Origin of the sequence: Maricaulis sp., assembly GCF_015665295.1 — a bacterium.
Taxonomy (GTDB): Bacteria; Pseudomonadota; Alphaproteobacteria; order Caulobacterales; family Maricaulaceae; genus Maricaulis.
Genome location: NZ_JADFAJ010000007.1, coordinates 101,037 through 113,252, shown reverse-complemented (window position 1 = coordinate 113,252; position 12,216 = coordinate 101,037). Strand labels below are relative to the sequence as shown.

9 protein-coding genes are annotated in these 12,216 nt (G+C 62.4%); 8 read left to right on the top strand and 1 reads right to left on the bottom strand.

Annotation, left to right across the window (positions count from 1 at the left end; all coding sequences use genetic code 11):
• Positions 1 to 14: 14 nt before the first annotated feature.
• From QZZ02_RS03830 to QZZ02_RS03820, 3 genes are all read left to right on the top strand, one after another.
• Positions 15 to 1,067: a response regulator receiver protein gene (locus QZZ02_RS03830; RefSeq protein WP_291842514.1), complete on the top strand. Its 1,053-nt coding sequence runs from the start codon at positions 15 to 17 to the stop codon at positions 1,065 to 1,067.
• A gap of 89 nt (positions 1,068 to 1,156) precedes the next feature.
• Positions 1,157 to 1,480, top strand: a complete 324-nt coding sequence (secG, locus tag QZZ02_RS03825; protein ID WP_291842513.1) for a preprotein translocase subunit SecG — start codon at positions 1,157 to 1,159, stop codon at positions 1,478 to 1,480.
• A 77-nt stretch (positions 1,481 to 1,557) separates the two neighbouring features.
• Complete coding sequence (locus tag QZZ02_RS03820; RefSeq protein ID WP_291842512.1) at positions 1,558 to 3,186, top strand: CTP synthase; 1,629 nt, start codon at positions 1,558 to 1,560, stop codon at positions 3,184 to 3,186.
• 30 nt (positions 3,187 to 3,216) lie between these two features.
• On the opposite strand, the gene QZZ02_RS03815 is transcribed toward QZZ02_RS03820, so the two are convergent.
• Positions 3,217 to 4,605 (bottom strand): pyridoxal-dependent decarboxylase, encoded by a 1,389-nt coding sequence (locus QZZ02_RS03815; protein WP_366511493.1) that lies wholly within the window; start codon positions 4,603 to 4,605, stop codon positions 3,217 to 3,219.
• A gap of 136 nt (positions 4,606 to 4,741) precedes the next feature.
• Here QZZ02_RS03815 and QZZ02_RS03810 point away from each other — a divergent pair, with 136 nt between their 5' ends.
• The 5 genes from QZZ02_RS03810 (at position 4,742) to QZZ02_RS03790 (ending at position 12,117) form a co-directional block, all read left to right on the top strand.
• Positions 4,742 to 5,395, top strand: a complete 654-nt coding sequence (locus QZZ02_RS03810) for a head GIN domain-containing protein (RefSeq protein ID WP_291842510.1) — start codon at positions 4,742 to 4,744, stop codon at positions 5,393 to 5,395.
• A 133-nt stretch (positions 5,396 to 5,528) separates the two neighbouring features.
• Complete coding sequence (gene rpmF / locus QZZ02_RS03805; RefSeq protein ID WP_075189795.1) at positions 5,529 to 5,711, top strand: 50S ribosomal protein L32; 183 nt, start codon at positions 5,529 to 5,531, stop codon at positions 5,709 to 5,711.
• A 185-nt stretch (positions 5,712 to 5,896) separates the two neighbouring features.
• A complete protein-coding gene (locus QZZ02_RS03800; RefSeq protein ID WP_291842508.1) occupies positions 5,897 to 7,567 on the top strand; it encodes a formate--tetrahydrofolate ligase in 1,671 nt (556 codons plus the stop codon).
• Between the two features lie 136 nt (positions 7,568 to 7,703).
• Positions 7,704 to 8,978: a phosphopyruvate hydratase gene (eno, locus tag QZZ02_RS03795; RefSeq protein WP_291842507.1), complete on the top strand. Its 1,275-nt coding sequence runs from the start codon at positions 7,704 to 7,706 to the stop codon at positions 8,976 to 8,978.
• A 142-nt stretch (positions 8,979 to 9,120) separates the two neighbouring features.
• The gene (locus tag QZZ02_RS03790) at positions 9,121 to 12,117 is read left to right on the top strand and encodes an acyltransferase family protein (protein WP_291842506.1); all 2,997 of its coding nucleotides are present in this window, start codon (positions 9,121 to 9,123) and stop codon (positions 12,115 to 12,117) included.
• Positions 12,118 to 12,216: the final 99 nt, after the last annotated feature.

Genomic DNA, 12,216 nt, shown 5'->3' with positions numbered 1-12,216 from the left:
TCGCTGGAGCTCCATTGAGTATGGCCGAAATCGACTACGCCCGGGCCACCGTGCTTTTGTTTGATCCTGTGCACGTGAACCAGCGGACAACGCGCTATGCCTTGTTCGAAATCGGTTTCCGTCAGATCGAGTGCGTGTCCACACTGAAGGACTTCAAGTCGGCAATCTCCGACAGTGCGCCGACCCTGATCGTCGCCGAGTCGAGTGCCACTGACAGCGATATCTTCCACCTCGTACGAACCGTGCGCCGTGGCGAGATGGGCAATAATCCGTTCGTTGTCATGTTGCTGACGACCTGGAGTCGCGATACCGGCCATATCCGCAAAGCGATCGAGTGTGGCGCCGATGATGTCATCGTGCGGCCTTTCTCGACCATGTTTGCCGAGGAGCGGGTCAAGACCCTGATCAAGGGCCGCAAGGATTTCATCGTGACTTCGGACTATATCGGTCCGGATCGCCGCAAGGACACCGAACGCTCGACCGACGCGCCGCCGATTGCGGTGCCCAATTTCCTCAAGGCCATGGTCGAGAATGACGAGCAGGCGCTCAATAATGCCCAGAAATGGGTCAAGGAGGCGCGCGAGGCTGTTACCAGCGAACGTGTGCGCCGGGTCGCCATGCGCATCGTCATCTCGGTCGAGCTGGAAGCGTCCAAGAAGGACGAGGGCAAGGTGCCGGTCGCCCTGGATGTCAACGATCTGCAGCGCGCGGCCCGCGAATTGCGGGCCCATGTCATGCGCGCCGGGCGCCGCGAGGCGGCCGAGGTTGCCGAAGCCCTGATCGATCAGATCGGCGCGCTCGGGGATGGCCGCAATGCCGAGCCGGCGGCGCTCAAACTGGTCAAGGAGCTGGCCATGGGCAGCTATGCCGCCTTTGCCAATGGCGACACGATCGAACGCTCGAAAAACGAGATCGGCCGGACCGTGTCCAATCTGCGCAAGCGCCTGCAGGCGCGGGCCGAAGCCAATCAGCGCAAGGCGGAGATCGCCGCCGCAGCGGCCGCAGCGCAAACCGCAGACGATGCTGGCCAAGAGGGTTCGCCTGATATAAAACGCGCCGCCATGTGACCGGGCGGTGCTGGCATCGCACCGGAAACTCCTTATATCACTGGACGGGCTGCCGATCGGGCGGCGCGTTCTGGCTTATGGCGGTATTCATGACCACAGTCCTTTTGATCATCCAGCTCCTGGTCGCCCTTGGTCTCATCGGCGTCATTCTGCTGCAGCGGTCGGAAGGCGGGGCCCTGGGTATCGGTGGCGGCGGTGGTGGCGGCATGATGTCCGGCCGCGGGGCTGCCAACATCCTGACCCGCACCACGATGATCCTGGCTGCGGTTTTTATCGGTAATTCAATCCTGCTCGCCATCGTCACGGGTGTGACGGCCGACGGTGATCGTGTGTTCGATACGCAGATTGAAAACCTGGCCACCGGCACTGTCGAGGATGACGAGTCCGGCACGCCGGTTCCGACCGACGGCTAGTCCTTTCCGCCTTTAATCATCACATATTTCAACTCGCGTCTTCCGACGCGTCCGAATCTGGGATAATCAGACGGCCCATGCCGCGATATATCTTCATTACGGGCGGCGTGGTCTCCTCTTTGGGAAAAGGCCTCGCTTCAGCCGCTATCGGAGCCCTGCTTCAGGCGCGTGGATATAAGGTCCGCCTGCGCAAGCTGGACCCCTATCTCAACGTTGATCCGGGCACGATGTCGCCCTATCAGCATGGCGAGTGCTATGTGACCGATGACGGGGCGGAAGCCGACCTCGATCTCGGCCATTATGAACGCTTCACGGGCGTTGCTGCCAGCCAAGCCGACAATATCACCACGGGCCGCATCTATTCGCGCATCATCGAGCGCGAGCGCCGTGGCGACTATCTCGGCGCGACCGTGCAGGTCATTCCGCACGTCACTGACCAGATCAAGCAATTCGTCCTGTCCGATGCCGGTGACGTGGATTTCGTGCTGTGCGAGATCGGCGGCACGGTCGGCGATATCGAGGGCCTGCCCTTCTTCGAGGCGATCCGCCAGCTCGGCCAGGAGCTGGGTGAGGGCAATGCGGTCTTCCTGCATGTCACCCTGCTGCCTTTCATCAAGGTCGCCGGCGAGATGAAGACCAAGCCGACCCAGCACTCCGTCAAGGAGCTGCGCTCGATCGGCATCCAGCCGGATATCCTCCTGTGCCGCTGCGAGATCCCGATCCCGCCGGGCGACAAGCGCAAGATCGGCCTGTTCTGCAACGTCAAGGAAAGCGCCGTCATCGAGGGCCGCGACGCCGCCTCGCTCTATGACGTACCGCTGGAATACCATCGCCAGGGCCTCGACACGGAAATCCTGCGCTGTTTCGGCATTGCCGACGCGCCGGACCCCGACCTGTCGCGCTGGGAAGCCATTTCCGAGACCATTGCCAATCCCGATGGCGAAGTGACGATCGGCGTGGTCGGCAAATATGTCGGCCTGCTGGACGCCTACAAATCCCTCATCGAGGCGCTCGCCCATGGCGGTATCGCCAATGGGGTCAAGGTCAAACTCAAATGGCTCGACAGTGAGCAGTTCGAGAAGGATGACGCGTTTGAACCGCTGGAAGACGTGCACGGCGTGCTCGTGCCCGGCGGCTTCGGTGAACGGGGTGTCGAGGGCAAGATCGCCGCGGCCCGTTTTGCCCGCGAGCGCAAGGTGCCCTTCTTCGGGATCTGCTACGGCATGCAGATGGCGGTGCTGGAAGCGGCCCGCAATCTGGCCGGCCTGCCTGACGCGGTCTCCTCCGAATTCTCCGAGCGCGGCGAACCGGTCATCGGTCTTCTGACCGAATGGACCCGCGGCAATGAAGTCGAGACCCGCGCTGCCGGTGACGATATGGGCGGCACGATGCGCCTGGGCGCCTATCCGGCTGTCCTGAAAGACGGCTCCAAGGTTCGCGAGATCTATGGCCAGGCCCATATCGAGGAGCGTCACCGCCACCGCTATGAGGTCAATGTCGGCTACAAGGACAAGCTGGAAGCCTGCGGCCTGACCTTCTCCGGCCTGTCACCCGATGGCGTGCTGCCGGAAATCGTCGAGATCGAGGACCATCCCTGGTTCATCGGCGTGCAATTCCACCCGGAACTCAAGTCACGTCCGTTCGAGCCGCACCCGCTGTTTGCGAGCTTCATCGCTGCGGCGCTGGAACAGAGCCGGATGGTTTAGGGTTTTCCGCCCCACGGCCGGGGAGGAAAATCAGTGCTGAACCAAATCCCCAACCACCCCCACAGCCGCCATCACATCCGTCCGCGTGCAGTCGAACTGCCCGACCTGGAAACGGATCACGTAGCGGCCCTCATGGCGGGTCTGGGTGAGATAGGTGCGGCCGTCAGTGTTGATGCGCTCGAGCAGGGCCGCGGTGGCGTCGTCACCAGTGGTGCAGGCAAAGCTGAACAGGCTGAAACGGGGCTCGGTGACGATCTCCAGGCCGGGCAGGGCGCGGATGGTTTCGCAGGCCTCGTTTGACCAGGCGATATGGTTGCGGATGCGGGTACGCAGCCCTTCCAGCCCGTAGGCGCGGATCAGGAACCAGAGTTTCAGCGCCCTAAAGCGGCGGCCGAGCGGGATGGTCCATTCGGAGTAATTGACCGCATCCTCCATGCCCGGTGTTTCCAGATAGTCAGGGCGCAGGGTGAGGGATTTGAGCTGGTCGGTCGGGTCCTTGAGGAATTGCACCGAGCAGTCGAACTGGGCGCCGAGCCATTTGTGCGGGTTGAAGACGATGGAATCGGCCTGCTCGGCCCCCGTCCAGACCGGGCGTAACTCCGGGCAAATCATGGCCGACCCGGCCCAGGCGGCATCGATATGGGTGTAGAGGCCTTCAGCTCGCGCGACCTCGATGACGGCCATGACCGGGTCGCTCGCGCCGATCGAGGTGCCGCCGACGCAGATCACGATGCCGGCCGGCAGATGCCCGGCGGCGCGGTCGGCCCGGATGGCGGCGCGCAGCGCATCCGGGTCCATGCCGTAGTCGGCGGTGGTGGCGATCTTGACCAGATTGTCCTGGCCGATCCCGGCGACCCAGCACGCCTTGTCGACGGAGGAATGGGTCTGGGCCGAGGCATAGATGCGCGGTGCCGCTTCCCCGCTGAGGCCCGTTTGGATACCGCGCCAGTCAAGCGCCCGCTCGCGCATGGTCATGACGGCGGACAGGGTCGCCGAGGAGGCACTGTCCTGGATCACACCGCGCCAGCCTGTCGGCAGGCCCACCGCCTGGCGCAGCCAGTCGATCATACGGGTTTCCATCTCGGTCGCGGCCGGCGAGGTCTGCCACAGCATGCACTGGGCCGACATCGTGTTGACGAGCTGTTCGGCGAGCATTGAGGCGGGCGCCGCATTGGCGGGGAAATAGGCAAAGAAGCGCGGATGCTGCCAATGGGTCATGGCGTCGGGGACGAGGCGTTCGAAATCGGCAAAGATCGCATCCATCCCGGTCGCCGTTTCCGGCGGTGAGACGGGCAGGGCGTTGAGCACATCGCCGGGCCTTGTGGCCGGGCGGACCGGACGGTCACGCAGGGTTTCCAGATAGGTTGTCGACCAGTCGGCGATGCGTCGCGACCAGGCGCCGAATTCCTCAAGCTTCATCATCATCCCCTCTGTCGGCCTTCGCAGCACCGCAAGCCTCAATCCTTTTTACAGGTCCGGTGCATCTAAACCCATTGTCACGGGCATCTGGGGGGCAAAGCCGCTATCATGCGACCACGGGATCAAGGAGACTGCCATGCGTCATCACCGTTTCACCGCCCTTGCCGGCGCCGCCCTCGCGGCTCTTGCACTCACCGCGCCGGGCTTCGCCCAGGACAGCGAGAGCCGCAATCTCACCGGTTTTGATTCGATCGACGCCAATGGCGGGTTCGAACTGGTCGTCGTGCAGGGCGAGGTCTTTTCCGTCGAGCTGATCGGCGATGCCGATGATTTCGACAAGGTCGAGACCGAGGTCGATGGCCACCGTCTGGAGATCGACCAGCACAGTGGCCTGTTCTCGCGCCGCCACAATCTCGATGTGGTGGTCCAGGTGACGATGCCGGCGATCAGCGAGCTGGCCTTCGGTCGCGGCATCAGTGCCGAGGTGAGTGGCATCGACAGTCCGGACCTTGAGGTTGACGTGGCCACCGGCTCGTCCGTGCGCCTGAGCGGGGTTTGCGGCGATCTGGAGATTGATGCGTCCACAGGCACCTCCCTGCGCGCCAGCGAGCTGGTCTGCGCCCGGGTCGAGGTCGACGCCTCGACCGGTGCGTCGGTCTCTGCGCATGCCACAGAGGCATCAGACGCCTCTGCCAGCATGGGGGCCTCGGTGCGCATTCACGGCAATCCGCCAGTGCGTCATGCCCGCAGCACGATGGGTGGATCGGTCGGCCATTCCAGCGGCGGCTGACCCGATCGCCGACCGAGCCTGCAACAGGCCGCGCGCCATGCTTGCAACGGGTCGATTAAGCCTGTATACGGCGCGGCTCGAACGGATAGCGAAAGCTGTCCCGACCACTGATTCATAGCGCTGGAGAGGCTCAATGGCCGTCCCTAAAAGAAAAACGACGCCGAGCAAACGCGGCATGCGCCGGGCCCACGACAAGCTGGCAGCCCCGGTCTACATCGAAGACAAGGACAGCGGCGAGCTGCGCCGTCCGCACCATGTCGACCTGAAGTCGGGCATGTATCGCGGTCGCCAGATCCTCGAGCCGAAAGACGACTGAGTCGTCACCGGCTGACCGGCTGCGCTGGTCAACAGGTCTGAAAAGAAAACGCGTCAGGTCATCACCTGGCGCGTTTTTCTTTGTCTCGCGGGCAGTTTGAAGGCCAAGTCGGGGCGAAATCTTCGACGGCTTGCAAGCGTTTCCAACTTGCCCACACTGCCTGCAACCACACCACAGGGGACCTTATGCGCAGTGATATCGAAATCGCCCGCGCGGCGAGCCTGAAACCCATGGTCGAGATTGCGGCCGGGCTGGGCATTCCGGACGATGCCATCATTCCTTTCGGGCGTTCCAAGGCGAAACTGTCGGGCGACTACATCGCCAGCCTTCAGGACCGTCCGCGCGGCAAGCTGGTCCTGGTGACCGCCATCAGCCCGACGCCCGCCGGCGAGGGCAAGACCACGACCACGGTCGGTCTCGGGGATGGTCTGGCCCGGATCGGCAAGAAGGTCGCCATCTGCCTGCGCGAGCCCTCGTTGGGCCCGTGTTTCGGGATGAAGGGCGGCGCCGCGGGTGGTGGCATGGCCCAGGTCGTGCCGATGGAGGATATCAACCTCCATTTCACCGGTGATTTCCACGCCATCACCGCGGCCCACAACCTGCTCGCCGCTTTGGTCGACAATCATGTCCACTGGGGCAATGAGCAACAGCTCGACACCCGCCGCATCGCGCTGCGCCGGGTGATGGACATGAATGACCGCTCCCTGCGCAATCTGGTCACCGGGCTGGGCGGTCCGGCCCATGGCACGCCGCGCGAGGCCGGATTCGACATCACGGTGGCCTCCGAGGTGATGGCCATCCTGTGCCTGGCGCGCGATCTGGGCGATCTCGAGGATCGTCTCGGCAGGATCGTCATTGGCGAGCGGGCTGACCGGACCCGTGTCACCGCCGCCGATATCGGCGCTGCCGGCGCGATGACGGTGCTGCTCAAGGATGCCTTCCAGCCCAATCTCGTGCAGACGCTGGAGCACACGCCGACCTTCGTGCATGGCGGTCCCTTCGCCAATATCGCCCATGGCTGCAACACGCTGATCGCCACTGACACCGCCCTGCGCCTGGCCGATTATGTGGTTACCGAGGCCGGTTTCGGGGCCGATCTGGGCGCCGAGAAATTCTTCGACATCAAGTGCCGCAAGGGCGGGCTGGAACCGTCAGCGGCGGTTCTGGTCGCAACCATCCGGGCGCTCAAGATGAATGGCGGGATCGCGAAGGATCAGCTGGGCACCGAGAATGTCGCCGCGGTCGAGGCAGGCTGCGCCAATCTGGGTCGCCATATCGAGAATCTGGCGAAATTCGGTGTCCCGGTCGTGGTCGCGATCAATCATTTCACCGCCGACAGCGAGGCGGAAGTCGCCGCGATCCAGGCCTATTGCGAGGCGCGCGGTGTCAAGGCGGTGCTGGCGCGTCACTGGGCCGAGGGCGGGCAGGGCACGCAAGCGCTCGCAGAAGCTGTCAGCGCGCTTGTGGAGGCCGGGGCCAGCCATTTCGCGCCGCTCTATGGCGATGATCTTGCCCTGGTCGACAAGATCGAGACGATTGCCCGCACCATTTATCGCGCCGGTTCGGTCACCTTCGACCGGGCGGCCCGCAACCAGCTCGAAGCCTGGCAGGCGGCCGGCTATGGCCATCTGCCGGTCTGCATGGCCAAGACGCAGTATTCCTTCTCTGCCGACCCGGCCCTCATCGGGGCACCGGAGGGGCATGAACTGCCCGTCCGCGAAGTGCGCCTGTCAGCCGGGGCCGGTTTCGTGGTTGCGGTCTGCGGCTCGATCATGACCATGCCCGGCCTGCCGCGCCATCCGGCGGCGCTGGACATCCATCTCAACAAGGCCGGGGAGGTGGAGGGCCTGTTCTAGGAGCCCAAAGCCCCATTAACCGCACTTATTTCGGGTGTTCGCGGTAACAAGCCGATTTGCCCGCACTCGCGGGCTTGCGTCCCGGTCAGCCTTGGTTATGAAGCGGCCAACGCGCCTTTACCTCGAAGAGAGTCTCATGACCGCCATCACCGACATCATCGCCCGCGAAATCCTCGACAGCCGGGGCAATCCGACCGTGGAAGTCGACGTGCTGCTGGACGACGGCTCCTTCGGCCGCGCCGCGGTCCCGTCGGGTGCTTCGACCGGCGCCCATGAGGCGGTCGAGATGCGCGATGGCGGCGAGCGTTATGGCGGCAAGGGTGTCCTGAAAGCCTGCGAGCTGGTTGAAGGCGAGATCTTTGAAACCATTGTCGGCATGGATGCAGAAGACCAGCGCCGCATTGACGAGGCGATGATCGAGCTCGACGGCACGGCCAACAAGGCCCGTCTGGGCGCCAATGCCATGCTGGGCGTCTCGCTGGCGACGGCCCATGCTGCGGCCGACGTGCAGGGCCTCCCGCTTTACCGCTATATCGGCGGCATGAATGCGCGGGTCCTGCCGACGCCGATGATGAATATCCTCAATGGCGGCGCCCATGCCGACAATCCGGTCGATTTCCAGGAATTCATGATCATGCCGGTCGGCCTGCCGAGCTTTTCCGAAGCCCTGCGCTGTGGCGCCGAGGTCTTCCACGCGCTCAAGGCCCGCCTGAAGGCGGATGGCCTGAACACCAATGTCGGCGATGAGGGCGGTTTCGCGCCGCACCTCACCTCCGCCGAGCAGGCACTCGATGTGATCATGGATGCCATCGAGGCGGCCGGCTACAGGCCGGGCGAGGATGTCGCCCTGGCCCTTGATGTCGCCTCCACCGAATTCTTCAAGGACGGCCAGTATGTTCTGGAAGGCGCCGGCATCAGCCATGACGCCGACGGATTCGCGAAATATCTCGAGAAGCTGGTCAACAAATACCCGATCGTCTCGATCGAGGACGGCATGGCCGAGGATGACTGGGATGGCTGGCGCGCGCTGACCGAGCGGCTTGACGGTCGTTGCCAGCTGGTGGGCGATGATCTCTTCGTTACCAATCCGGAACGCCTGGCCCAGGGCATCGAGAGCGGTGCGGCCAATGCCATCCTTGTGAAGGTCAACCAGATCGGGACGCTCTCGGAAACCCTCGACGCCGTCGATATGGCGCTTCGCTCGGGCTATGGCGCCGTGATGAGCCACCGCTCCGGCGAAACCGAGGACGCCACCATTGCCGACCTCGCTGTCGCCACCAATTGCGGTCAGATCAAGACCGGCTCACTGGCCCGCTCGGACCGGACCGCCAAGTACAACCAGCTGCTGAGAATTGAGAGCATGCTGGGTGAAACCGGCCTGTTTGCCGGCCCGTCCGGCCTCGCAAGTTAAAAGCCTTCCATCCGAGCCGCGATTCAGGGCAGTCGTTCCAGACAGCGCGGAGCTGCGGCAATGTCGGCCGAACCGTGACATTGGCCCGTCTTGCTTCTGCTTGTCACTACGCTAGGGTAAGGCTTTCAGGGGGATAGGACGAATGAGTGCTAGCGGGCGTATGCTGTGGGCCAGCGAGTTCCGGCCGGATATCCAGGGAATGCGCGCGATCGCCGTTCTCCTCGTCCTTGTTTTCCATGTATTTCCAGCGAGCGTGACCGGCGGCTATGTCGGTGTCGACGTGTTTTTTGTGATTTCCGGTTATCTGATCACCGGAATTTTGCTCAAAGGCGCTGCAAAGGACCAGCGCGTCGACTATCTGAAATTCTATGAGCGCCGCGGCCGTCGATTGCTGCCGGCGGCCAGTCTGGCACTGGTCGTGTCGGGATTGGCGGCATTCGTCTTTCTGCCATCCACCCAGTGGGAGAATACGGGGTGGGAAGTTGTTGCCAGTGCGCTCTATGTAGAGAATTTTTTCCTCTATTTTGAAGCACTTGATTACCTTGCGGCCGATTACGACCCCAGCCCGTTTCAGCACTATTGGTCGTTGTCGATCGAAGAACAATTCTACATTTTCTGGCCGGTGATTATCGGGGTGATTGCCTGGGTGATGGCGCGAACCAGACACTCGGTGGTCCCGGTATTGGGCATCGCATTTGGCGCCGTATTCGCGGGATCTCTGGCGCTTTCAGTCTTGTACTCCACGGATGATGGCGGAACCTATTTTCTGACCCAAGCGCGCATCTGGGAGCTTGCGCTGGGTGGTTTGGTCGCGCTGTATCGGCCGTTCGTGAAACTTTCGGCCGGCCTGTCGGTCGTCTTGAGGTGGTTGGCCCTGCTCGCCATTCTTGTCGCTGGTGTTTGGTTCACGTCCGACACTGTTTTTCCCGGATATGCTGCACTCCTGCCAACGCTTGGCGCTGCTTTGCTGTTGATTACGGGGCATTCCGAAAAGGCTTATGATCCGGGTGCCTTGCTCGCGCTTCGCCCGATGCGATATATCGGCGACATCTCCTATTCATTGTATCTTTGGCACTGGCCTGTCGTGGTATTCGCGAACGCCCTTTTGGGAGAGACGCCCGGGCCGCTGACGGGGCTTTCGATCATCCTGATTTCGATCGTTTTGGCTCATCTCTCGAAATTTCATGTCGAAGACAGATTCCGCGAACGCCCCGCCGGAACCGGATCTGGCCGAAGTGCCATCATTTGTCTCGGTTTCGTGGCTGGATCACTGGCTGTCGCGATGTGCCTGATCGTGCCGAGCATCTATTCGCGTGGTCAGGCGGCGAGCTTGTCATTGGATTTTGGGAACTATCCCGGGGCGCTGGTCGCGTCCGATCCCGACATGATTGTCCCGGACATGCCCTTCATTCCACGTCTTGAAGCGGTGCGCCGTGATAACCCGGAAGCCTACGTGCTTGGTTGTCATGTTGATCAAGCGGCCACGGCACCAGCACCGTGTCGCTATGGCCCCGAGGACGCGGAGCATGTCTTGGCCATTGTCGGCGACTCCCATGCCGCACAATGGATCCCGGCGCTGCGGTTTCTGGCTGAGCAACGCGATTATGCGGTTCACACCTATACCAAGTCGTCATGCGAGTTCATCGATGAAATGGTGAATGGCGCAGACGAGCCTTACGAGGCGTGCCGTGATTGGTATTACAACACGCTGAACGCCTTGATTGAATTACAGCCCGACCTCGTGATCACCGGCAAAATGACCAATACTTGGATCGCTGGCTACACCTCGGTCCAAGATAATAACGAGCGCGCGGTTCGTGGCTTTGCATCGGCCTGGCAACAGCTTGGCGAGGCGGGAATTCCTGTCATGGTGATTGCTCAGACTCCCAATTTTCCGTTTGATGTACCCGATTGCGTTGCGGATCATCCGGATGATCCGGACCAGTGTGCACAGCCATTGGAGGACTTGACCCAGGACTTTGACGCACAGCTGGAAGCTGCCCGGCTGGTGCCGACGGCAACGCTTGTGAATATGAATGACGCAATCTGTCCAAGCGGAATGTGCCGTCCCGTTTTGGGGAATATTCTGGCCTTTCGGGACAGCCATCATCTGTCCGCCACCTTCTCCCGGACGCTCGGCCCCGCACTGTCTGCCCGGATCGTCCCGCTTGTCGAAGGCCGTCAGCTGGACATCGGATTGGAAAGCCCCGCAACGCCTGCCTCTCCGCAGACTGTGGCGATGGCAACCCTGCCAACCGGTTTTGATCCGGGTGTCTATCCAGGCGCCATGGCGCGCATTGACCCGGAATTTGCGATGCTTGCGCCGGAGCCCCTGCGTCCGCCACTGGACCGGGCTTTCTACGACCTCCCAGCCGTTCAGCGCAATGGCTGCCATGTCGGATCAGGGGCAACGGGCGTGTCGGGTTGCAGCATTGGTCCGGAAGATGCCGAATACGTCGTTGTTCTGGCTGGAGACACATTCGCGACGCAATGGTACCCGGCCCTGCACGACATTGCGGTTTTCTACGGGCTTCGCCTGCATGTGCGCACCCGGTCTCGTTGCCCGTTGCTGGACGCCCCCATGATGGGCAGTGACGGCCAAGCGGACCCGACGTGTCGCGCCTGGAGTGACGCGACTCTCGCCGAAATCGAGGCGCTTTCGCCCGACCTGGTGATCACATCCTTGAACTGGACACAGCCACTTTTCGGGTTCAATGGCCCGGCTGCTCAGCTCACGGGTACTGAAGACGCGCTTATCCAGACCTGGGAGCGTTTGGGTGATCTGGGAATCCCGGTCCTGGCGCTCGCGTCCACGCCGGTATTCAGCAGAGATCCGGTTGATTGCCTGATTGAAAACGACGCGCGAATTGAATCGTGCAGCGAGCCGCGACGCTCGGTTTTGCCTCAGGCGGACGTCTTGGCACGAGCCGCTGAAACGGTCCAAAGCGCCACGGCAATTTCGCTCAACGAACTCCTGTGTATCGATGACACCTGTCCGCCGGTCATCGGCAATATGGTTGTTTATCGCAGTGCTGGAAATCTGAGTGCGACCTATGCTCAATCCACATCCCCGGCATTGGCAGCCATCCTGCTTGACGCATTGGGTGTGCAGCGTGATGCCGACCAGCCAAGCCCCTAGAAGCGGGGCGCAGGAGAGAGGGGCGGTCTCATTTCAGTCCAATCCCTTACCCAGTCCTGAATCCGTGATTCACGACTCCTAAAGTGTGATCGTGTTGAA

What these genes read in the sequence shown, in the direction of transcription:
- secG (WP_291842513.1), top strand. Translation starts at nt 1,157, where the DNA reads ATGACCACAGTCCTTTTGATCATCCAGCTCCTGGTCGCCCTTGGTCTC.
- QZZ02_RS03820 (WP_291842512.1), top strand. Translation starts at nt 1,558, where the DNA reads ATGCCGCGATATATCTTCATTACGGGCGGCGTGGTCTCCTCTTTGGGA.
- QZZ02_RS03815 (WP_366511493.1), bottom strand. Translation starts at nt 4,605, where the DNA reads ATGAAGCTTGAGGAATTCGGCGCCTGGTCGCGACGCATCGCCGACTGG.
- QZZ02_RS03810 (WP_291842510.1), top strand. Translation starts at nt 4,742, where the DNA reads ATGCGTCATCACCGTTTCACCGCCCTTGCCGGCGCCGCCCTCGCGGCT.
- rpmF (WP_075189795.1), top strand. Translation starts at nt 5,529, where the DNA reads ATGGCCGTCCCTAAAAGAAAAACGACGCCGAGCAAACGCGGCATGCGC.
- QZZ02_RS03800 (WP_291842508.1), top strand. Translation starts at nt 5,897, where the DNA reads ATGCGCAGTGATATCGAAATCGCCCGCGCGGCGAGCCTGAAACCCATG.
- eno (WP_291842507.1), top strand. Translation starts at nt 7,704, where the DNA reads ATGACCGCCATCACCGACATCATCGCCCGCGAAATCCTCGACAGCCGG.
- QZZ02_RS03790 (WP_291842506.1), top strand. Translation starts at nt 9,121, where the DNA reads ATGAGTGCTAGCGGGCGTATGCTGTGGGCCAGCGAGTTCCGGCCGGAT.